This is a genomic window from Clostridioides difficile ATCC 9689 = DSM 1296, assembly GCF_001077535.1.
GTDB classification, from domain to species: Bacteria; Bacillota; Clostridia; order Peptostreptococcales; family Peptostreptococcaceae; genus Clostridioides; species Clostridioides difficile.
This window is the reverse complement of record NZ_CP011968.1, coordinates 1,365,809-1,386,278: the sequence shown is the minus strand read 5'-3', so window position 1 is coordinate 1,386,278 and position 20,470 is coordinate 1,365,809. Positions and strand designations below refer to the sequence as shown.

At 27.7% G+C, this 20,470-nt stretch carries 20 protein-coding genes and 1 other annotated feature (1 of these 21 only partly in view); of the genes, 6 read left to right on the top strand and 14 right to left on the bottom strand.

All coding sequences use genetic code 11. The annotated features are described in order from the left end of the window. Nucleotides 1-43: a binding site (T-box leader), on the bottom strand; it reaches 196 nt to the left of the window's first position. A gap of 142 nt (nt 44-185) precedes the next feature. The 11 genes from mnmA to CDIF1296T_RS06735 form a co-directional block, all read right to left on the bottom strand. Continuing rightward, nucleotides 186-1,265 (bottom strand): tRNA 2-thiouridine(34) synthase MnmA, encoded by a 1,080-nt coding sequence (mnmA, locus tag CDIF1296T_RS06785; RefSeq protein ID WP_003438277.1) that lies wholly within the window; start codon nt 1,263-1,265, stop codon nt 186-188. 288 nt (nt 1,266-1,553) lie between these two features. Next, nucleotides 1,554-1,994, bottom strand: a complete 441-nt coding sequence (gene nifU / locus CDIF1296T_RS06780) for a Fe-S cluster assembly scaffold protein NifU (RefSeq protein WP_003438275.1) — start codon at nt 1,992-1,994, stop codon at nt 1,554-1,556. 53 nt (nt 1,995-2,047) lie between these two features. Then, on the bottom strand, nt 2,048-3,241 hold the full coding sequence (gene nifS / locus CDIF1296T_RS06775; RefSeq protein ID WP_009896192.1) for a cysteine desulfurase NifS: 1,194 nt from the start codon (nt 3,239-3,241) through the stop codon (nt 2,048-2,050). Between the two features lie 17 nt (nt 3,242-3,258). Further along, the gene (locus CDIF1296T_RS06770; RefSeq protein ID WP_003419409.1) at nt 3,259-3,705 is read right to left on the bottom strand and encodes an RrF2 family transcriptional regulator; all 447 of its coding nucleotides are present in this window, start codon (nt 3,703-3,705) and stop codon (nt 3,259-3,261) included. A 108-nt stretch (nt 3,706-3,813) separates the two neighbouring features. Next, on the bottom strand, nt 3,814-4,584 hold the full coding sequence (locus CDIF1296T_RS06765) for a GNAT family N-acetyltransferase (RefSeq protein ID WP_009896190.1): 771 nt from the start codon (nt 4,582-4,584) through the stop codon (nt 3,814-3,816). A gap of 30 nt (nt 4,585-4,614) precedes the next feature. Further along, nucleotides 4,615-5,880, bottom strand: coding sequence for a replication-associated recombination protein A (locus tag CDIF1296T_RS06760; protein WP_009896188.1), 1,266 nt, complete (start codon nt 5,878-5,880; stop codon nt 4,615-4,617). Nucleotides 5,881-5,986: 106 nt separating this feature from the next. Beyond that, nucleotides 5,987-6,772: a GTP-sensing pleiotropic transcriptional regulator CodY gene (codY, locus tag CDIF1296T_RS06755; RefSeq protein ID WP_003438268.1), complete on the bottom strand. Its 786-nt coding sequence runs from the start codon at nt 6,770-6,772 to the stop codon at nt 5,987-5,989. A gap of 164 nt (nt 6,773-6,936) precedes the next feature. Next, nucleotides 6,937-9,024: a type I DNA topoisomerase gene (topA, locus tag CDIF1296T_RS06750; RefSeq protein ID WP_009892959.1), complete on the bottom strand. Its 2,088-nt coding sequence runs from the start codon at nt 9,022-9,024 to the stop codon at nt 6,937-6,939. A 32-nt stretch (nt 9,025-9,056) separates the two neighbouring features. Continuing rightward, nucleotides 9,057-10,157: a DNA-processing protein DprA gene (gene dprA, locus CDIF1296T_RS06745; RefSeq protein ID WP_003438264.1), complete on the bottom strand. Its 1,101-nt coding sequence runs from the start codon at nt 10,155-10,157 to the stop codon at nt 9,057-9,059. A gap of 18 nt (nt 10,158-10,175) precedes the next feature. Further along, entirely contained in the window at nt 10,176-11,777 is a 1,602-nt protein-coding gene (locus CDIF1296T_RS06740) for a YifB family Mg chelatase-like AAA ATPase (protein WP_009896185.1), read from the bottom strand. A 30-nt stretch (nt 11,778-11,807) separates the two neighbouring features. Next, nucleotides 11,808-12,152, bottom strand: a complete 345-nt coding sequence (locus tag CDIF1296T_RS06735; protein WP_003438259.1) for a YraN family protein — start codon at nt 12,150-12,152, stop codon at nt 11,808-11,810. 183 nt (nt 12,153-12,335) lie between these two features. On the opposite strand from CDIF1296T_RS06735, the gene CDIF1296T_RS06730 reads away from it, so the two are divergent. The 6 genes from CDIF1296T_RS06730 (at nt 12,336) to CDIF1296T_RS06705 (ending at nt 18,122) form a co-directional block, all read left to right on the top strand. Beyond that, complete coding sequence (locus CDIF1296T_RS06730) at nt 12,336-13,499, top strand: sensor histidine kinase (protein WP_009896183.1); 1,164 nt, start codon at nt 12,336-12,338, stop codon at nt 13,497-13,499. Continuing rightward, complete coding sequence (locus CDIF1296T_RS06725; protein ID WP_009896181.1) at nt 13,492-14,139, top strand: response regulator transcription factor; 648 nt, start codon at nt 13,492-13,494, stop codon at nt 14,137-14,139. The genes CDIF1296T_RS06730 and CDIF1296T_RS06725 overlap by 8 nt, the downstream gene beginning before the upstream one ends. Before the next feature lie 128 nt (nt 14,140-14,267). After that, the gene (locus CDIF1296T_RS06720) at nt 14,268-15,203 is read left to right on the top strand and encodes an ABC transporter ATP-binding protein (protein ID WP_009896179.1); all 936 of its coding nucleotides are present in this window, start codon (nt 14,268-14,270) and stop codon (nt 15,201-15,203) included. A gap of 13 nt (nt 15,204-15,216) precedes the next feature. Next, the gene (locus CDIF1296T_RS06715; RefSeq protein WP_009896177.1) at nt 15,217-16,314 is read left to right on the top strand and encodes an ABC transporter permease; all 1,098 of its coding nucleotides are present in this window, start codon (nt 15,217-15,219) and stop codon (nt 16,312-16,314) included. Nucleotides 16,315-16,316: 2 nt separating this feature from the next. Continuing rightward, entirely contained in the window at nt 16,317-17,381 is a 1,065-nt protein-coding gene (locus tag CDIF1296T_RS06710) for an ABC transporter permease (protein WP_018112789.1), read from the top strand. Between the two features lie 243 nt (nt 17,382-17,624). Then, nucleotides 17,625-18,122, top strand: coding sequence for a CarD family transcriptional regulator (locus CDIF1296T_RS06705; RefSeq protein WP_009896172.1), 498 nt, complete (start codon nt 17,625-17,627; stop codon nt 18,120-18,122). A gap of 175 nt (nt 18,123-18,297) precedes the next feature. On the opposite strand, the gene CDIF1296T_RS06700 is transcribed toward CDIF1296T_RS06705, so the two are convergent. The 3 genes from CDIF1296T_RS06700 to CDIF1296T_RS06690 form a co-directional block, all read right to left on the bottom strand. After that, nucleotides 18,298-18,546, bottom strand: coding sequence for a hypothetical protein (locus tag CDIF1296T_RS06700; RefSeq protein ID WP_003419369.1), 249 nt, complete (start codon nt 18,544-18,546; stop codon nt 18,298-18,300). 65 nt (nt 18,547-18,611) lie between these two features. After that, nucleotides 18,612-19,628 carry an alpha-hydroxy-acid oxidizing protein gene (locus tag CDIF1296T_RS06695; RefSeq protein WP_003438242.1) on the bottom strand — a complete coding sequence of 339 codons (1,017 nt, stop codon included), beginning with the start codon at nt 19,626-19,628 and terminating at the stop codon, nt 18,612-18,614. Nucleotides 19,629-19,685: 57 nt separating this feature from the next. Further along, nucleotides 19,686-20,453: a ribonuclease HII gene (locus CDIF1296T_RS06690; protein ID WP_003438239.1), complete on the bottom strand. Its 768-nt coding sequence runs from the start codon at nt 20,451-20,453 to the stop codon at nt 19,686-19,688. Nucleotides 20,454-20,470: the final 17 nt, after the last annotated feature.

The following is a 20,470-nucleotide window of genomic DNA, read 5'->3' as shown; positions in this document are numbered from 1 at the left end:
GTAAGACATCAAATATTTTACTATTCCTTATCACTGTATTTGTTTTTTAATTAATATACTAATTATATTACTAAATTTTACAAAATTAATCAATACTATATTTTCATATACAATAAATTTATTTTATAAACTTTATTTACTCTTAATATACTTTATTGTTTATTTTTTTAATTTTTTAGATGTTTTTATAAACTTTTCTCGATTATACCTCCACCTACTACAATATCTCCATCATACATTACTACAGATTGACCTTTAGTAATAGCTCTTTGAGCTTCATCAAAAACTATTTTAATAGTATCTTCTCCTACTCTATGAATAGTAGCTGGTGATGGTTTTGCTGAATATCTTATTTTGGCTTGAACTCTTAATGGTTCTTCTAACGTATCTATTGATATAAAGTTAACATCTTTAGCAATAAGTTCCTTTTTAAATAAATCTTCATTGTCTCCAAGAACTATGGTATTATTTATTGGATTTATGTCTATTACAAACATTGGTTTTCCAAAAGTAATTCCAAGCCCTTTTCTTTGGCCTATAGTATAATATAATATACCCTTATGTTTTCCAAGTATATTGCCTTTAGTATCTACAAAAAAACCTTCTTCAATACGCTTTTTAGAATGTTTTTTTACATAATTTGCATAGTCATTATCTTTAACAAAACAAATTTCTTGACTATCAGGCTTATTGTGTACTGCCATACCCATTTCCTTAGCAATTTCTCTTACTCTATCTTTTTCATAGTCACCTATTGGCAATAAAGTATGCTCTAGTTGCTCTTGTGTAAGATTATAAAGTGCATAAGTTTGGTCTTTTTTATCTGTAACAGATTTTTTTAGCAAATATCTTCCTGTACTTTCATCCTTTTCTATCTTTGCATAGTGACCTGTAGCTACATAATCACAACCTATTTGTCTAGCCTTCTTATAAAAATCATCAAATTTTATATGTTTATTACAAGCTATACAGGGATTAGGAGTTTTTCCTTCCAAATATTCATCTATAAAATAATCTATTACTTTTTCTTTAAACACTTCTCTAAAATTTAAAACATAAAATGGTATACCTATTTTATTTGCTACCCTTCTAGCATCTTCAACAGCAGATAAAGAACAACAACCACCTTCAATTTCAACAACATCATCATCTTGCCACAACTTCATAGTAACACCAATGACATCATATCCTTGTTGTTTTAAAAGATATGCAGCTACAGAGCTATCAACTCCTCCACTCATACCTATCATTACTTTTTTATTCATAAACAAATTTCACCTCATCTTTTGCATTACTTATTATTATACCATATAGAGCAAGTATTGTACTTATTTAAAATATAGCTTGTTCTATTTTCTAAAAAAATAATCATCTTTATTATTTGAATCTTATGGATTATTTTGTTAACTAATTAACCTCTAAATCAAGTTAAAATACTTAATTTAGGCAATAAAAAATAGCCATTTTAAAAACAGCTATTTTTTATGTCCTAATTATATCATTAGTACTTCTTTTTAATCATTGTAAACTTCTCATAACACAATCACTTATTTTTATTCTTCTTCTTCAACATCATGGTCATGAGCATCATCTATAACATATCCATCCAATTCTGGTATATGGATATTGTTCTTTTGAGCATAATCTATAAGAGCTGCTTTTACAGCTTGTTCAGCTAAAACTGAACAATGCATCTTTACTGGTGGTAAACCATCCAAAGCTTCTGCAACAGCTTTATTTGTAAGTTCTAATGCATCTTTTATAGTTTTTCCTTTTATCATTTCAGTTGCCATAGAAGAACTTGCTATAGCTGAACCACAGCCAAATGTTTTAAACTTAACATCCTTTATTACATCTCCATCTATGTCTAAAAATATCTTCATTATATCTCCACATGTAGGGTTTCCAACTTCACCTACACCACTTGCATTATCAATTTCTCCCATATTTCTTGGATTCATAAAATGTTCCATAACTTTATCACTATATTGCATTATCTTTTCCTCCTACTCAATTTATGTCTATTTTTTATGCTTTATCTTTATGTCTATTTTACTAAACCTTGTTTCTTCGCATCATCATAAAGTGGTGACATGCTTCTAAGTCTTTCTATTACTTTTGGTAAGTTCTCTAGTATATAATCTATATCATCATCTGTTGTAAAATCTCCAACTGTAAGTCTTAATGAACCATGTGCTATTTCATGTGGTAAACCTATTGCAAGAAGTACATGTGAAGGGTCTAATGAACCAGAAGTACATGCAGAACCACTTGAACCAGCAATTCCTAACATATCTAATAATAAAAGTATTCCTTCACCTTCTATAAATTGGAATGCAAAGTTTGCATTTCCTGGCAATCTATTTTCTAAGCTACCATTTACTCTTGTGTAAGGTATTCTTTCTAACACACCATCTATTAACTTATTTCTAAGACGAGTTAAAGTTTCTACATGATTTTGCATATTTTCCTTAGCTAATTCTGCTGCTTTTCCATATCCAACTATTGCAGGTATATTTTCTGTACCAGCTCTTTTGCTTTTTTCTTGTGCTCCACCATGGACAAAGTTATGAAGTCTTACACCTTTTCTTATGTATAAAGCTCCTACACCTTTTGGTCCATATATTTTATGTGAAGACATACTCATCAAATCTATTCCTAATTCTTTAACATCTACTGGAATATTACCTGTAGCTTGTACTGCATCAGTGTGGAATAATATCTTATGTTTTTTAGCTATTTCGGATATTTCTTTAATAGGCTGTATAGTTCCTATTTCATTATTTGCAAACATTATACTTATAAGTATAGTAGTATCTTTTATTGACTCTTCTAGTTGTTTTAAGTCTACTTTTCCTTCGCTATCAACATCTAAATAAGTTATTTCAAATCCATGATGTTTTGCTAAGTATTCACATGTATGAAGTATTGCATGGTGTTCTATTTTTGAAGTTATTATATGATTACCTTTGTTTTTATTAGCATAAGCTACACCCTCTAGTGTCCAGTTATCACTTTCTGAACCACCTGCTGTAAAATATATTTCACTAGGTTCAGCATTTATAAGGGCTGCTACTTGTTCTCTTGCTTTATCCAAAGCATCTTTTGCTTCTCTTCCGAATGTGTGAAAACTAGATGCATTACCAAAATAATCTGTTAGGTATGGCATCATTGCATCCAATACTTCTTTTTTAATAGGTGTTGTTGCAGAATAATCCATATACAATCTTCTTTTTTCCATTACATTCATCTCCAAATCTATTTTTTAATATTTGTTATATCATTTTCTAATTTATTTTTGTTATAGTCATTTATCATATCTTTAAGAGTAATTGAATCTATAACATCTTCTATACCCTTTTTCATCTTTTCCCAAACTATTTTTGTTACACACATGTTTGAGTTTTCACATACATCTTCATCTAGTACACAGTCAGATAATGCAACTGGTCCTTCTAATACTACAAGTATATCTCCTACTGTTATGTCTTCAGCATTCTTTGAAAGCAAATAACCTCCTTGAGCACCTCTCACACTTTTTACTAGACCCGATTTTTTTAAAGATGAAAATATTTGTTCTAAGTACTGATCTGATATTTTTTGCTTCTTAGCAATAAATTTTAATGATACTGGTCCATTGTCTTGATTTAATGCTAATTCAAACATTGCTTTTAGTCCATATCTACCTTTAGTAGACAACTTCATATATTATCACCTCTATATAGAAATCTAATTCATACTGTTTTAGTAGGAATTACTTTCAAGATAATTTTATTATACCCTACTAATTTTGTCAAGATTAATTTTAATTTTTTATTTTGAATAAATTCCCCATTTTCCAATGTTTTCAAATCCTAGTTTTTTATATATCTTTCCAGCCTCTTCATTATCATAAAACAAACAAGGAATTTTGTTTTCTCTCAGTAACTCTGAACATAGTTTAATTAGGCATTTTGTAGCAAGTCCTTTAGCTCTATATTTAGGATGTGTTCCTACTCCAATTATCATTGCATGAGTCCTATTTTCTGAAGTACTCTTTGCCATTGACACCACCTGTTTGTTAATCTCTATACAATATCCTCTACCTGTCCTTAGTCCATTTTTTAAATTCTCTAAAGTTGTACTGTGAAATTCATCTATTAAGTCATAAAGTTTTACTGTCTTTTTTAGATTTCCAAGTCTAATTCTCTTAACCTTTACATTACAATTATTATCTATCAAAAACTTTTTAGTTTGAAGTTTGCAAAAATCAACTACCTTTAAATTATTAAGTCCTAATCTCTTTGCTAAAGCATCTACAGCACATATTTTCCCAGATATTTCTTCGTAATTAGTATTACGAAGTAGATTATAAAAACCTTCAACATCATACTCTCCATCAGAATAAAACATCATAAATTCAAAATATTTAAGTAATATTGCCTTTATTTCACCATGTTCACCCACATCTGCCCATATATTTAAAAAATTATTTCCATATCCATATCTTTCAATATCCCCTATTATAAACAAATTGTACTCAGGTTCTTTTTTTAAGTATTTCATAACTCTACTGTGATAAGTTGAGTTAAGTTTTATAATCATAATATCTACCCCCGATACATAAAGTTCAGTCTAAAAATCACCATTTAGATATTCTAAATATTTTTTTATATTTTTCTCAGTTTTATTTTCTTGTGGTATGTAATAAATACTATCTTTTATGCTATCTGGTAAATACTGTTGCTTTACATAATGATTTTTAAAATTATGAGGATATTTGTATCCACAACCCCTACCTATTTCTTTAGAACCAGAATAGTGAGCATCCTTTATACTATTTGGTATATCCTTAACAAACTCTTTATCCAGTTCATCCATAGCTTTCATTATTGCTATACATGCAGAATTAGACTTTGGAGATGTAGCCAAAAGAATAGTAGCTTCTGCTAATGGTATTTTCGCTTCTGGAAATCCAAGTTGCATAGCTGAGTCTACACATGCCTTTACAATTACAATAGCATTTGGATAAGCTAAGCCTATATCTTCACTAGCTATTACTAAAAGTCTCCTACATATACTTATCAAATCCCCACCTTTTATAAGTCTTGCTAGATAGTGTATAGATGCCTGTGGGTCACTTCCTCTTATAGATTTTTGAAATGCACTTAAAATATCATAATGACTATCACCATTTTTGTCATAGTTTATAATTTTATTAAATGTAGATGCCCTTATTACATCTGAATCTATATAAGTTATATTATCCTTATTTGGTTTAGTTGAATAGACTACCACTTCTAAAATATTTAAGGCTCTTCTCATATCTCCATCAGAAAGAATTGCTATATCTTCAATAGCATTATTATTACACTCAATATCCATATAGCTATCTTCATTTAATACTTCAACAGCTCTTTTCAGTCCTTTTTCTATATCAAGTTTTTCTAAAGGTTTAAATTCAAATACAGTAGACCTACTTAAAAGAGCTTTATATACATAATGATATGGATTTTCTGTAGTGCTAGCAATCAAAGTTATACTCCCATTTTCCATAAATTCTAATATTGATTGTTGCTGTTTTTTATTAAAACTTTGTATTTCATCTATATATAATAGGACTCCATTTACATTATTTATACTTCCAAGCTCTGATATCACCTTTTTTATATCTTCTAAAGATGAATTAGTAGCATTTATTTTATAGAAGCTTTTATTGCTTCTTTCTGCTATTATTTCCGCTACTGTAGTTTTACCAACACCAGGAGGACCAAAAAATATCATATTTGGTAAAAAATTAGATTGTAATATCTTAGACAATATTTTTCCATTACCTATTATATGACTTTGACCTATTACATCATTCATTGTTTTTGGTCTTATTTTATCTGCTAAAGGCATTTTCTCACTCCTTTTTAATATACTTATCATTACCTTAATAATTCGTCTAAAAAAGGTATCTATTTCAAATAGATACCTTTTCTAATCTAAACCTATAAAATATAGATTATTGATTGTTTTTTAATTTTTTTAATTCATCTGTAAGTTTGTCATTAAGTATTCTTATATGAGTACCTTTCATACCTAATGATCTTGATTCTATCACACCTGCACTCTCAAATTTTCTAAGTGCATTTACTATTACAGACCTAGTTATACCAACTCTATCAGCTATCTTACTTGCTACAAGTAGACCTTCTTTTCCATCCAATTCAGCAAAAATATGTTCAACTGCTTCAAGCTCGGAGTAGGACAGAGTGCCTATTGCCATTTGAACTACAGCTTTCTTTCTCATTTCTTCTTCTAATTCTTCACCTATTGCTCTTAATATTTCAAGACCAACAACAGTTGCACTGTATTCAGCTATTACTAAATCATCATCATTGAATGAATTTGAATATCTTGAAAGTACCAATGTTCCTAATCTTTGACCGCTTCCTAATATTGGAACTACTGTAGTATATTTTTGTAATCTTCCATGTTCTTCAGGAAAGATTTCTAATATCTTCTCACCATTTAAATTTTCTAATGTTTCATCAATTTTTAACACATTTTGAGTATATTCATCTGAAAATTTCTTTTGCTTAGTATACTCATCTTCTATAACTGAACTGTCTTGAACATCATTTAAATGAAGACCTAGTACTTTACCTTTTGCACTTACTACATAAACATTAGAACTTAAAACGTCGCCCAATGCTCCGGCCAGTAAATCAAAAGAGACACTGCTTCCACCACTTGTTTGTAATGTTTTATTTATTTTCCTTGTTTTTTGTAACACTTCACTTGCCATTTAATCATCTCCTCATGAAATTTAGGCCTTTTAATAACCTTTTATATTTTCTAATATTATTTTCACATTTAATGAAAATTTATTTTTCTATTAGTTGTTTACACTTGAAAGATTATCATAGATTGGAACCTTTTTCAAGAGAATTATGTGATTTTTTTCAATTTTCACTCTTTTCCGTCATTATGCTCTTTTGTCTCTTTATTACATTCTTTATTAGAACACACTGTTTTTGTTTCAGATTTAGTCACTTTTTCAACCATATATGAACCACACTTCTCACAAAACTCTCCTGTTGGCTTATTCCAAGCTACAAAGTCACAGTTTGGATAATTAGAACACCCATAAAAAGCTTTACCTCTTTTAGATTTTCTAAGTATAATATCTCCTTCTTCACATTTTGGACATTTAACACCAATTTTATTCATAATTGGTCTAGTTGTTTTACAATCGGGATAGTTTTTACAAGCCATAAACTTTCCAAATCTACCATATTTGATAACCATATTAGACCCACAGTTCTCGCAAATCTCATCAGTTTCTTCATCCATATTTACTTTTTCTATATTTTCAAGAGCTTCTTCAATAGCCTCTTTAAGTGGTGCATATGATTCTGATACAATCTTTTTCCAATCTGTATTGCCTTCTTCTATAACATCAAGTTTACTTTCCATATCAGCAGTAAAATCTACATCTATAAATTTATGGAAATTATTTTCCAAAATATCAGTAACTATTATTCCAAGTTCTGTTGGACATAGACTTGTTCCTTGCTTTTCAACATACTCTCTATTCAGTATAGTAGCTATTGTTGGAGCATACGTACTTGGTCTACCTATACCTAGTTCTTCTAGTGTTTTTACTAAACTAGCTTCTGTATATCTTGCTGGTGGTTGTGTAAAATGTTGGTCTGGCAATATATTTTCTATATTTAATATATCTCCTTTTTCTATACTTGGTAAAATTTTGTCTTCTCTTTCTGAAAAATTATATACCTTGGTATAACCATCAAATTTCATTTTTGAACCAGTTGCCTTAAATACAATATCGCCTATTTTACATTCTACATTTAGTATATCAAACACTGAATCTTCCATTTGACTAGCTACAAATCTTCTCCAAATTAAATTGTATAACTTGTACTGGTCTTTGCTCAATGAGGCTTTTATACTCTCAGGAGTTCTATCAACTGAGGTTGGTCTTATTGCCTCATGGGCATCTTGAACCTTTTTAGTATCCTTTTTTTCTTTTTTATCACCAGTGTTTTTATAGTAGTTTTCTCCTAAATTGTTTACGATATAGCCCTTAGCTTTTTCTTTTGCTTCATCAGATATTCTTTTAGAGTCAGTTCTTATATATGATATAAGACCAACAGTACCTTCACCTTCTATGTCGATACCTTCATATAATTCTTGTGCTATCATCATTGTTTTTTTAGTAGTAAAAAATAACTTATTTGCTCCTTCTTGTTGAAGCATACTTGTTGTAAATGGTTTTGGAGCTGATTTACGTCTTGATTTAGATTCTATCTTCTCAACCTTTAAATCTTTACCTTCCATTTCTTTTAGTATTTCATTTACAGCTTCTTCATTTTCTAATTCAATCTTTTCATCATTTTTACCATAAAATTTCAAAGTTATATCTTTGTCTTTTACTGTCTTAGCCTCAACATCTATTGTCCAGTATTCTTTTGGAATAAATGCCTTTATTTCTTTTTCTCTGTCACAAATTAACTTTGTTGTAACAGATTGCACTCTACCTGCACTAAGACCTTTTCTAACCTTTTGCCATAATATAGGACTTATTTGATAACCTAAAAGTCTGTCTAGCACTCTTCTTGCCTGTTGTGCATCAACCAAATTTATATCAATATTTCTAGGATGTTTAATTGCTTTTTTAATTGCATCCTTAGTTATCTCATTAAACTCTATTCTACAATCCTCAGATTCATCTAAATTTAGTATATGAGCTAAATGCCATGATATAGCTTCACCTTCTCTATCAGGGTCAGTTGCTAGATATACTTGTTTAGATTTTTTAGCTTCTTTTTTTAATTCTTTTATTACATCGCCTTTTCCTCTTATATTTATATATTGAGGTTCAAAATTATTTTCTATATCTACACCTAATTTACTTTTAGGTAAATCTCTGACATGACCAACTGATGCTTTAACTGTGTAATGACTTTTCCCTAAAAATTTTTCTATAGTTTTAGCTTTTGCAGGCGATTCTACGATGACTAATGTTTTGGCCATAAAACCATACACCCCCACTACCTAATCTTAATTTATACATTTAAACTGTACGTTTTATTATTCATTTCTACTACTAACTCATTTAGTACTAATTCATTGATTATTGAATTTACATACTTTATTTCTATACCAGTATAATCACAAATACTATCTATATGCAAGTTTCCTTCTCTTTTTATAGCTTCAATTATTTGCTTAGACTTGGCATTTAGACTTATATTATCATATTTTTGATTTATTTTTTTATCAATAATATTAAATATGTTATATTCATTTAAAATATCATCTATATTTTCAATTAATTTTGCACCTTCTTTTATAATTTTATGACAACCTCTACTCATTTGAGAATTTATATTACCAGGTATTGCAAAAACATTTTTTCCATGTTCAAGAGCAAAATCTACTGTGATTAGTGCACCACTTTTTATTGCTGCTTCTACAACAACTACTCCATCACTTAAACCACTGATAATTCTATTTCTATTAGAAAAATGGTACGGGGCTACTGTCGAGTTAATATTATACTCTGATAATAATAATCCCCCATTTTCTAATATTTTATTTGATAAATGTAAATTTTGTTTTGGAAGAGGATTGTCTACTCCTGAACCAAGTACTGCTATAGTTTTAGATTTTCCACTCATACAACCTATGTGCGAGTATGCATCTATTCCTATAGCTAATCCACTTACTATATTAACTCCATATTGGGATAGTTGACAACTTATTGTTTTTGCACAATTAATTCCATAGGCTGTAGGTTTTCTTGAACCTACTATAGCTATATTAAAATTATTATTAACTAAACCTATGTCACCTTTGTAGAATAATAACTTTGGAGCGTTGTATATATTCTTTAAATTTTCAGGATATTCTTTATCATATTTACAAATATATTTAATCGCTTTTTTGTAAAGTAGTTCTTTTATATTTTCTAAATAAGCGTGACCTCTATATTTTACTATATTTTTTCTAATATTCAAGCTTATATTTTTTAAATTATATATTTCTTTTTCAGAAAAATCAAATATATCTTCAATATTTACTATTTCATTTTCTATTATTTCAATTGTTTTTGTTGTTATTCCACCAATTGATTTTAACCATAAATAAGTATCTCTTTTTTCCATAAAATCCACCTCAAAAAACTATTTAAAATAACTATAATAAGCCTTTCTAAATGAAAAAGCTTCTATAATACACTGTGAATTTATCAAATCTCTTTCTTCTAAATCTGCTATTGTTCTTGCCATTTTTAAAAGTTTTGTATAACTTCTACTGCTTAGGTTGTATTTATTAAATATCATCTCAGCCGTTTTTGAAGCTTCTTTTTCCAGTTTACAATATTTAAATAAATTGTAAGCTTTAATTTCACTATTATTTTTTATATTATCCTTCCTAAATCTATTTATCTGTATTTTTCTAGCATTTTCTACTCTTCTCTTTATTTTTTGAGAGCTTTCTTCTTGTTTTAAAGAATTAAAATCTGAATATTTTATAGAATTAACTTCTACAAAAATATCAAACCTATCTAACAATGGACCTGATATTTTATTTATGTATCTATCAATTTCGTTACTTCTACATCTACACTCTGTCTCTGACATATAATAACCACATGGACATGGATTCATAGCTGCAACTAACAGTACTCTACAAGGATATTTTGCACTGTACTTTACTCTGGATATATTTACATATCCATCTTCTATAGGTTGTCTTAAAGTCTCAAGTATTTTTCTATCAAATTCGGCTATCTCATCTAAAAATAAGATACCTCTATGTGCTAAAGCAATTTCTCCAGGTCTTGCATCCATTCCTCCTCCAATTAAAGATTGCTTTGTAGTTGTATGATGAGGTGCTCTAAAAGGTCTTTTATCAATTATTCCTTTAGTTTCATTTATCATACCCAATATACTATAGACCTTACTTACTTCTATCATTTCTTCTACACTTATATCTGGTAAAATTGTCCTTACTCTTTTTGCAATCATAGTTTTTCCTGAGCCTGGAGGTCCAATCATAAACATATTATGATTTCCAGCAGCAGCAATTTCTGCACTCCTCTTTACAAAATAATTTCCTTTTACATCTTTAAAGTCTTCATCATATTTACTTTCTTCATTATTAATCTTAGTATATTTGCAATCTATATAACTATTATCTTTTTCTAATTCTTCGTTCTCTTTTCTTGACTTATCATCCAAAAAAGACATTATCCTTACTTTATCGACTTTTATCTCTTCGTTTAAAAAATCGACACATTCTTTTAAACTTTTAATAGGAATTATATCAATTTCATCTACAAATAGACTTTCTTTTATGTTCTCAATTGGTATAAAAATACGTTTTATGTTCTGAGTTTTTGCACCCATAATTATGGGCAATATACCTCTTACTTTTCTTATTTTCCCATCTAATGATAATTCTCCTATAAACATACTTTCTCTTATGTAATTTTCATCTTTTTTTATTAACTCTCTTAAAAGGCCTATACTTATAGATAAATCTAAAAAAGCTCCTTCTTTTTTTATATCTGCTGGTGATAAATTTACAACTATTCTCGTGCTTGGAAATTTATATCCACTATTAAGAATTGCTGACTTTACTCTTTCTCTTGCTTCTTTAATTTCTTTGCCTGGAAGACCAACAATATTAAAACTAGGTATTCCATTGCTTACATCTACTTCAACCTTAACTAAAAAGCTGTCGATTCCTACTAAGTTGCTTGAATTAATAATACTTAACATATTTAATCCTTTCCAAAAACATTATCTTTTTTAAAAAGCATTCATTATGTGATTTATTCTTTTTTCTAATAAATATACCTCTATAACATCAAATCTTATGGGAGTGTTATTTAAGTTATTTTTTATAATATAATAACTTGCAACTCCAATTATCTTTTTTCTTTTTTTGAAGCTTACAGATTCACAAGGGTAGCCAAACTTTATGTTAGACCTTGATTTCACCTCCACAAATATAATTTCATCTTCCATTTTTGCTATTATATCTATTTCCCCTATCTTTAATCTGTAATTTTTTTCTAGTATCTTTGCTCCTTTTGATAGCAAATAATTAACTGCTACTTTTTCTCCAAAATCACCTTTTTCTTTATTATTCATTATTCACTCCAATACATTAAATTTTCACTTTTAAATTATGGTCAGTATACAATTTTACTATTCAAGTTTTTTGATTGATTTTATTTCCATCAATATTAATAAATACTTCTATTGACTTTATTCTTTTATGATATTATTCTAGTTTTCATAGGAAAAGTTTATTTTTTTGGAGGAGTGCCTTTAATGAACAGAGAAAAATTAGTTGCTTTTATACGATATTTATCTTTATTTATATTAGTTGTAAGCTATTTGAAAAATGTTGAAAATACATTGTATCCGGTCATAACTATGATAATATTATTTCTAATTATAATAAATAATCAAGTTAGATTTTTTTCTTTATCAAATGAGAATAAATTTATACTTATTTCTTACTTTTTAGAACTTATATTAATTTTTATACTTTGTAATTATACAAAAACTTTTAATTCGATTTACTTTGTTCCTTTAATATTAGATATATCATTTTTAATAAAGGAAAAATATAAGTACATATTGTTCTCTTTTGTTATAATATCTTCTCTTATTATTAGTTTAGATAAAAATATATATTTGGCACTGGAGTCAAGCTCTATATTGCTAATTATAACTGTACTTTCTATATATATAGAAAATGAGAATTTATCAAAATTATACAGTCAAAATCTTTATGATAAGCTTAGAATTTCTAAAGATGAATTAAAAAAAGTTAATGCTGATTTGGAAACTTATGCAAGTTCTATAGAAGAATTAGCAATTTTAAAAGAAAGAAATCGAATATCAAGAGAAATACATGATAGTGTAGGACATTCTCTTTCTACAACAATAATACAATTAAATGCTATAGAAAAACTCTTAAAAGACAAACCTCTAATTTATGACTTAGTACATGAACTTAGAGAATTTGTAACTGAAAGTTTTCAAGATGTAAGAAGGGCTATATCTGAGTTAAAACCTGTTGAATATGAAAATTACCAAAGTTTATTTAAAATCAAAGAATTAGTTAAAAGCTTTATTAAGCTTACAAATATTAATGTTAAATTAACTATTTCAAAAAATACTTGGAACTTATCCAGAAATCAATCTATAGCTTTATATAGACTCATACAGGAATCCCTTTCCAACTCATCTAGGCATGGAAAGGCAACTGAAATCAGAATTTTTATTACATTCAATACTTCAAATCTTATAATTACTATTAGTGATAATGGTATAGGATGTGGCAATATAAAAAAAGGAAATGGACTTAATAGTATCAATGAGAGAATATATGAATTAAATGGTAAAGTTGAATTTGATAATTCTAATAATGGTTTCACAATTAGAGCTTCTTTTCCTAAATTTTCAGGGGGTGATTTTTTTGAATAAAATTAAAGTTCTTATAGTAGATGACGAAAAATTAATTAGAAAAGGTCTTAAAATTATATTATCATCTTATAATGATTTAGAAATTGTAGGAGATGCTTCTAATGGATATGAAGCTTTAGAATTTTGTAAAATGAATGATGTAGACATAGTTCTTATGGATATACGAATGAAAGTATGTGATGGGGTTCTAGGTACAAGGCTTATAAAGGAATATAATAATTCTATAACATTATTAATTTTAACAACTTTTAATGATGATGAATATATAAAAGATGCTATGAAGTTTGGTGCTTCAGGATACCTTTTAAAAGATAGCTCTGATGAAGTATTGCATGAAGGGATTCGTTCTTCATTTTTTGGCAATATTGTGCTTGATAAAAGTGTAGCTGAAAAAATCATGACCTCTGAAAAAACGGTTAAACAAGAGCATCTTTATGACATGTACAATTTAACAGAAAAAGAAATATCTATAATTAGACTAATTGCAAATGGACTTAATAATAAAGAAATAAGTCAAGAACTATTCTTATCTGAAGGTACAATAAAGAATAACATAACTAATATTTTAGCTAAACTAGAACTTCGTGACAGAACTCAACTAGCAATCTTTGCTTTCAAAAATAAAATTGTAATAGAATAAATCTAAAAATATAAAGTGACTTAAGTCACTTTTTTTAGTGACTTATAGTAATAGAATTATAATTCACAATTCTTTATTATAATATTATAGCTTTTTAACTTATACAAAATTATTTTGGAGGGATTACTATGGATATAGTCAGAGTAAATAATATAACAAAAAGATTTAATGATAAATTAGTACTTGATAACATCAGCTTTTCTGTTAAAAAAGGTGAGATATTTGGACTTATTGGCCCAAATGGTGCAGGTAAATCTACACTTATAAATATAATTACAAATCTTATGTTACCAAATAGTGGTAGTATTCAAATCAATGGTTTAGATTTATCAAAAGATTATATAAAAGCAAAGTCTATAATAGGGTTAGTTCCACAAGAATTAGCAATTATAGAAACTCTTACTCCTTTTGATAACTTAGAGTACTTTGGAGCTTTCTACGGTTTAAAGGGAAAACTACTTAAAGAAAGAATCATTGAAGCATTAGAAGTTACAGGTCTTACTGAAGTCAAAAAGAAAAAGGTCAAAAAATTATCTGGTGGTATGCAAAGGAGATTAAATATTGGAATAGCACTCTTAAATCATCCTAAAATATTAATATTGGATGAACCAACTGTAGGTGTAGACCCCCAATCAAGAAATCATATTTTCAATTTTATAAAAGATATATCTAAAAAACATGAAACTACTGTAATATATACTTCCCATTATATGGAAGAAGTTGAACACCTTTGTTCTAAAATTTTTATTATGGATGAAGGTAAAGAAATTGCTTTTGGAGATAATGATTATTTAAAATCACTCGTATCTACAAATACAAAATTGATTATGGAAATAAAAAATATAAATGCCCAACTTATCTTTGATTTAAAAAATACTAAAGGTGTTATATCTGTTTTAGAAAATAATTCATTATTAGAATTGGATATAGATAAAAAATTACAACTTACAGATATACTCTCTGTTATTGACAAAAACAATTCAAAAATAATGAAAATTTCTTATGAAGAACCTAGCCTAGAAGACGTATTTTTAAATCTAACAGGAAAAAATTTAAGGGACTAATGGAGGTGATTTTATGAAATTATACATGAGTGTAAAAACTATGCTAAAGAGTTTAAAAAGCTCCTTTATACTTAATTTAATATATTTTTTAGCTTTGCCTCTGATTTTATCTTGGTTTCTTGGGATGGTTACAGAAAGCATGTTTCAAAACCCTATAAAAACAGAATCTACCCCCATTGTTATATATGACAAAGATAACACAAGATTATCAAATGATTTGACAAAGTATTTGAAAAATGATTTATCTTATATATTAACAGTTAAAAAAGATGATTCTAAGGCAGAATTAAAGCTTACTATACCTAAAGGCTATGAGAGTAGTTTATTAAATGAAAAATCAAATACTCTAAACATAGAAAAACTTGGAACTCGTGATGATATTGCAATATTGCTTCAAGATATATTAGATACTTACCATGAAAAATTTTATTTAAATAATTCTCAGAAAATAAGTTCAGAAGATTTTTCTAAATTATTTAATAAAAATTCTATTGATACTTCTATAATAAATAACAATGTTAAACAGAACTCTTATGAATACTTTGCTTTAGTTTCACTAGGATTTCTTGTAATAATTTTTATAATGAACAATATTTTGTCAAATTATATAAGTGAATCAAAGGGACTTTCAAAAAGACTTTATTCTATGCCTATAACTAGAGTACAATTCTTAATTTATGACTTTGTAGGTTTATGGATTTATTCATTTATATTCTTATTATTATATGTTTTATTCTTTAGAATACTTGGAATAACATTTAAAGGTAATTTTGCCATATTGCTCCTACTTTGTGCTTTATCATCTTATTTTATGACTTCAATATCTACCTTTGTAACCAGCTTTTTTAGTAAAAAATACGGTACAGCAATAGTTTATGCATTACTCTTTTTACAGACAATTTTTGGAGGTATCTTCAGTATGATAAGTGATACATTTACTAAGCTTACAAGTTTATCTCCTACCTATTTAATAGGAGAATTGTTTAGTAATTATGAAACATTTAAAACTATAGATTCAATAGGAGATTTAATTTTCACATGTTTAATTATCTCTACAATATTAATTGCACTTGCTATTGTAAAGGAAAAATATAAATGGAGGGAGGTTTAATAATGATTAGATTAACTATTGCAAATATAAAAAGATATCTAAAAAATCATACTCTTTTAATTAATATGGTTATGCTTCCTATTATACTAATTTTTTCACTTAATTTTTTTATCAACAACTCAGGAAATCAATCAATGTACTTTTCTCCAGTAGCAATTGTATTTGACTCTTCAGGAAAGTATGAACATAAGTTAATAAATAGTTCTAAATTAAAAGAAAATTCATTTAGATTAAATGAACAAGATAAGGCTATGAATCTATTAAAAAATAATAAGGTTTCTGCTGTATTCGTTTTAGATAAAAATTTTTCAAATAGTATAGATAAATTACAACGACCTGTAGTTAAATGCTTTAAAATTGAAAATGGTGGTGGTAGTCTTTGGGCAGAATCACAAATAGAATCTTTTATTACTAAATCGTTAAAATTGAAAGTGGATAAAAATATAGATGATAAATTGACAAAGACAAATATAATTGATAACAAACCAGATAAGAATAAAGGTTCATTTTTAGTAGTCTTCTTGATATGCTATTTTATGTATATTAATGCGGCACATCTTGCTTCTGATTTATTTACATTAAAAAAATCAAATGTGCTAAAAAGACTTATCTCTACAGATAATAAAGATATAAAAATAATTTTCAGTATATTTTTAGGACTATTTTTTATTCAATCAATTGTATACACTTTTGCTCTATTATGTTTTTCAATTATAGAAGACTTTAATTTGAGTCTGAATGTATTGATGATTGTACTAGCAAATAGTTTTGTTTCCACTGGATTTGTATTTTGGGTAGCTAGAGTATTTAAAAATGAAAGTTCTATAAGTCTTATATCTACATTTTATTCTTTAATAGGTCTAGCTATATCTATCTCTAGTCTAATACCATCAATGGATAAATTATCCTTTATGACTAATCTTTCAAAGTTCACACCATTTTATTGGACTATAGATGCTATTAAAAACAATGGTAGTATTTTAATAAATATAATAGCTCTAATATTAATTGGAATTATATTTGTAACTGCAGGAAGTCTTAAACTAAGAGATTTTGCTAAAAACTAATAATTATTAAATATAATTAGTATCTATTTTTATATAATTGTAAAAGAATATTTCAACATATTAAATTATTTTATCTTATATTTTTCTCTTTAGTTTCACACATCACCAAGTCTAAACTTTATATTATATATTAATATTTTTGACTTGTCAAGTTATTTATGTTATAATATTAATCATTAGATAATTAAAGCATTGTACCTAAGTTGCAATATCTAAAATTCAATTTGGAGGTATAACTAGCATATGTATAAAATTGGTGAAAGTGTAATGTATCCAAAAGAGGGAGCCTGCTCTGTAAATGATATTGTAACAAAGAAAATAAATCATGAGATGCAAAAATACTATGAATTAAGTGTCATTTTTAATAGTAACCTTAAAATTTCGATTCCAGTTCTAAATGCAGATAGAATTGGCATACGTCCAGTTATGGATGGAAATGATGTTGATAATTTTATCCAATCTATTAATAAAACAGATGGTGTATGGATTTTTGATAGAAAAGAAAGACTTAAACTGTACCAAGATAAATTTCATTCAGGAGATGTTTTTGAAATTGTAAAATTAATCAAAATGCTTATGATACAAGACAGTTCAAAACAATTGTGTAGCACAGATAAGGAGTTTTTAAATAAAGCTCAAAAATTTGCTTTATCAGAATTAGCTGCTGCTCAATGTAAATCCTATACAATGGTATTAGAGGAAATGAAAAAACATATATTAAATTCAAAGAATACAAATTAAACCAGTTTTTTAAACTGGTTTTATTTTTTATACTAATCATCCATGCTACTTTAGCTTATTTTAAACTGCCTAATCTAATATTAATAAAGTTATCTCAATTAGATAGATGTATTTTATTCAAATAAAAAAAACTAAGAGTAAATCATATTACTGATTTACTCTTAGCTAATAAAATTTAATCTTCTTCAAGTTCTTTTTTCTCTTGTAATAATACACTTAATTCATTTGCTTCTAAAACTTGTGCCTCTGCAATATCAAGTAACTCTTGTTGCCATTCCACACATTTATCTTTGTAATCAAAAGGTAGCGTTCTGTCAACTATGTACTTATCAATACAGTCCTCCGCACTTTTAATTATTTCTTTTCTTTCATCAATAAATTTTTCTAATTCTACTAAGGCTTCTTCATAAGCTTTTCTACTCATATAAATTCCCCCTTTGTACAATTATTCTACATTAAAATGATTTTTCCTCTTTTTTGTATAAAATTTTATTTGTATATAACTTTTCCATCAATATCTTTTATAGTTTGACATCCAGTTAATATCATAGAACTACTTAGCTCTGATTGAAGTTTATTTACATAAGTTTCTACACCATCAGTTGCACCACCAAAAGAAGCAGTCACAAAAGGTCTTCCTATTAATACTGCATCTGCACCTAAACCTATCATTTTTAGTACGTCTAAACCAGTTCTCACTCCACCATCTGCAAGTATTGTAACTTTACCTTTAACAGCATCAGCAATTTTTGGTAAAACTTCACATGCTCCTGGTGTACAGTCAAGCACTCTTCCTCCATGATTTGATACAACTATTGCATCCACACCTGCTTCTACTGCCATTAAAGCATCTTCAACAGTCATTATACCTTTCAATATAAATGGTAGTTTAGTAGACTTTACTAACTCCTTTATTTGTTTAACATTTTTAGGAAGTACTGGTTTTCCATGTAATGATAAAGTTACTAGACCACAGGCATCTATATCAACTCCAACTGCAAATGCACCAGCTTCTTCAGCTAATCTTATCTTTTTTATAATATTTTCATTATCCCAAGGTTTAATAAATACAATTCCAGCTCCATTATACTTTTTGACTACATCTAAATTTTCCATTAAAAAAGCATCTACTGCCGTATCACCAACCATTGCATAAATACCACTATTAGCACATCCTGCAACTACTGGTTCTATGTAATCTCTTTCATTAATTTTTCCACCCATATTTAAAGTAGTTCCTGTTACTGGAGCTGCAAATATAGGTGCACTCATTTTCTTTCCAAACATCTCTATAGATGTATCAGGATTTGATACATCATGTATTACTCTCATATTTACTTTTACTTTTTCTAAACTCTTGCTATTTTCTATAAAAGAAGAACCACTTCCTTTACCTCCCATGCCAGGCACTTCACCTGCACAAGCAACCCCATTACAAACCTTACAAACTTTACAACTTCCATTTAAATTTTCTCTAGCACTTTTTAATAATTCATTATATTCCATCTTTAATCCCCCATTAACTATAGTAATTTATATTATATACATTATATCATATTATATTTACAGTATATTTTTCAAAAAACTTTTTCTGTGGATAGGAGTTATGCCATATTTTTCAATAGCTTCATAGTGTTCTTTAGTTCCATATCCTTTGTGAGATTTAAACCCATATTCTGGGTATACTCTATCATATTGGTACATTATACTATCCCTAGTAACTTTAGCAAGTATACTTGCTGCTGCTATTGATATAGATTTTGAATCTCCTTTCACAATTGGATTTTGAGATATGTCAATACCTGGTATTGTTGCTGCATCAACTAATAAATAATCTGGTGCTTTTTTTAAACAATTTATAGCCTTTTTCATTGCCATATATGTAGCATTTAATATATTAAATTCATCTATTTCTTCATTGTTTACTATACCTATTCCATAATCTAGTGCTTCTTCTTTTATTACTTCAAAAAGTTCATCTCTTTTTGCCTCACTCAGTTTCTTAGAGTCATTTACACCTTCTATTTTGGTATCTTTTTTAAATACTACAACAGAAGCTACAACAGGTCCAGCAAGTGGCCCTCTTCCCGCCTCATCAATTCCTCCAATATATAAATAACCTTTATCATAGCCTTCGTTCTCAAATATATTTATAGTTTCCAATCTTTCTTCTTCTTTTCTAATATTATCCAGCTTTTTTGCCAGTTTTATAGCTAGACCTTGTACAGATTTTCTTTCATCAACTCTTAACAGCTCTATATATTCCATATATTTTTCTACTTCTAAAGTCTCTATTATTTCTTTAATCTCCCTCACACTTTTATCCTGCATACCATTCCCTCATCTTT

Excerpts from the sequence above, each read along its gene's own strand:
- mnmA (WP_003438277.1), bottom strand. The coding sequence starts at position 1,265 with ATGAATAAAAAAGTAATGATAGGTATGAGTGGAGGAGTTGATAGCTCT.
- nifU (WP_003438275.1), bottom strand. The coding sequence starts at position 1,994 with ATGCAATATAGTGATAAAGTTATGGAACATTTTATGAATCCAAGAAAT.
- nifS (WP_009896192.1), bottom strand. The coding sequence starts at position 3,241 with ATGGAAAAAAGAAGATTGTATATGGATTATTCTGCAACAACACCTATT.
- CDIF1296T_RS06770 (WP_003419409.1), bottom strand. The coding sequence starts at position 3,705 with ATGAAGTTGTCTACTAAAGGTAGATATGGACTAAAAGCAATGTTTGAA.
- CDIF1296T_RS06765 (WP_009896190.1), bottom strand. The coding sequence starts at position 4,584 with ATGATTATAAAACTTAACTCAACTTATCACAGTAGAGTTATGAAATAC.
- CDIF1296T_RS06760 (WP_009896188.1), bottom strand. The coding sequence starts at position 5,880 with ATGCCTTTAGCAGATAAAATAAGACCAAAAACAATGAATGATGTAATA.
- codY (WP_003438268.1), bottom strand. The coding sequence starts at position 6,772 with ATGGCAAGTGAAGTGTTACAAAAAACAAGGAAAATAAATAAAACATTA.
- topA (WP_009892959.1), bottom strand. The coding sequence starts at position 9,024 with ATGGCCAAAACATTAGTCATCGTAGAATCGCCTGCAAAAGCTAAAACT.
- dprA (WP_003438264.1), bottom strand. The coding sequence starts at position 10,157 with ATGGAAAAAAGAGATACTTATTTATGGTTAAAATCAATTGGTGGAATA.
- CDIF1296T_RS06740 (WP_009896185.1), bottom strand. The coding sequence starts at position 11,777 with ATGTTAAGTATTATTAATTCAAGCAACTTAGTAGGAATCGACAGCTTT.
- CDIF1296T_RS06735 (WP_003438259.1), bottom strand. The coding sequence starts at position 12,152 with ATGAATAATAAAGAAAAAGGTGATTTTGGAGAAAAAGTAGCAGTTAAT.
- CDIF1296T_RS06730 (WP_009896183.1), top strand. The coding sequence starts at position 12,336 with ATGAACAGAGAAAAATTAGTTGCTTTTATACGATATTTATCTTTATTT.
- CDIF1296T_RS06720 (WP_009896179.1), top strand. The coding sequence starts at position 14,268 with ATGGATATAGTCAGAGTAAATAATATAACAAAAAGATTTAATGATAAA.
- CDIF1296T_RS06715 (WP_009896177.1), top strand. The coding sequence starts at position 15,217 with ATGAAATTATACATGAGTGTAAAAACTATGCTAAAGAGTTTAAAAAGC.
- CDIF1296T_RS06710 (WP_018112789.1), top strand. The coding sequence starts at position 16,317 with ATGATTAGATTAACTATTGCAAATATAAAAAGATATCTAAAAAATCAT.
- CDIF1296T_RS06705 (WP_009896172.1), top strand. The coding sequence starts at position 17,625 with ATGTATAAAATTGGTGAAAGTGTAATGTATCCAAAAGAGGGAGCCTGC.
- CDIF1296T_RS06700 (WP_003419369.1), bottom strand. The coding sequence starts at position 18,546 with ATGAGTAGAAAAGCTTATGAAGAAGCCTTAGTAGAATTAGAAAAATTT.
- CDIF1296T_RS06695 (WP_003438242.1), bottom strand. The coding sequence starts at position 19,628 with ATGGAATATAATGAATTATTAAAAAGTGCTAGAGAAAATTTAAATGGA.
- CDIF1296T_RS06690 (WP_003438239.1), bottom strand. The coding sequence starts at position 20,453 with ATGCAGGATAAAAGTGTGAGGGAGATTAAAGAAATAATAGAGACTTTA.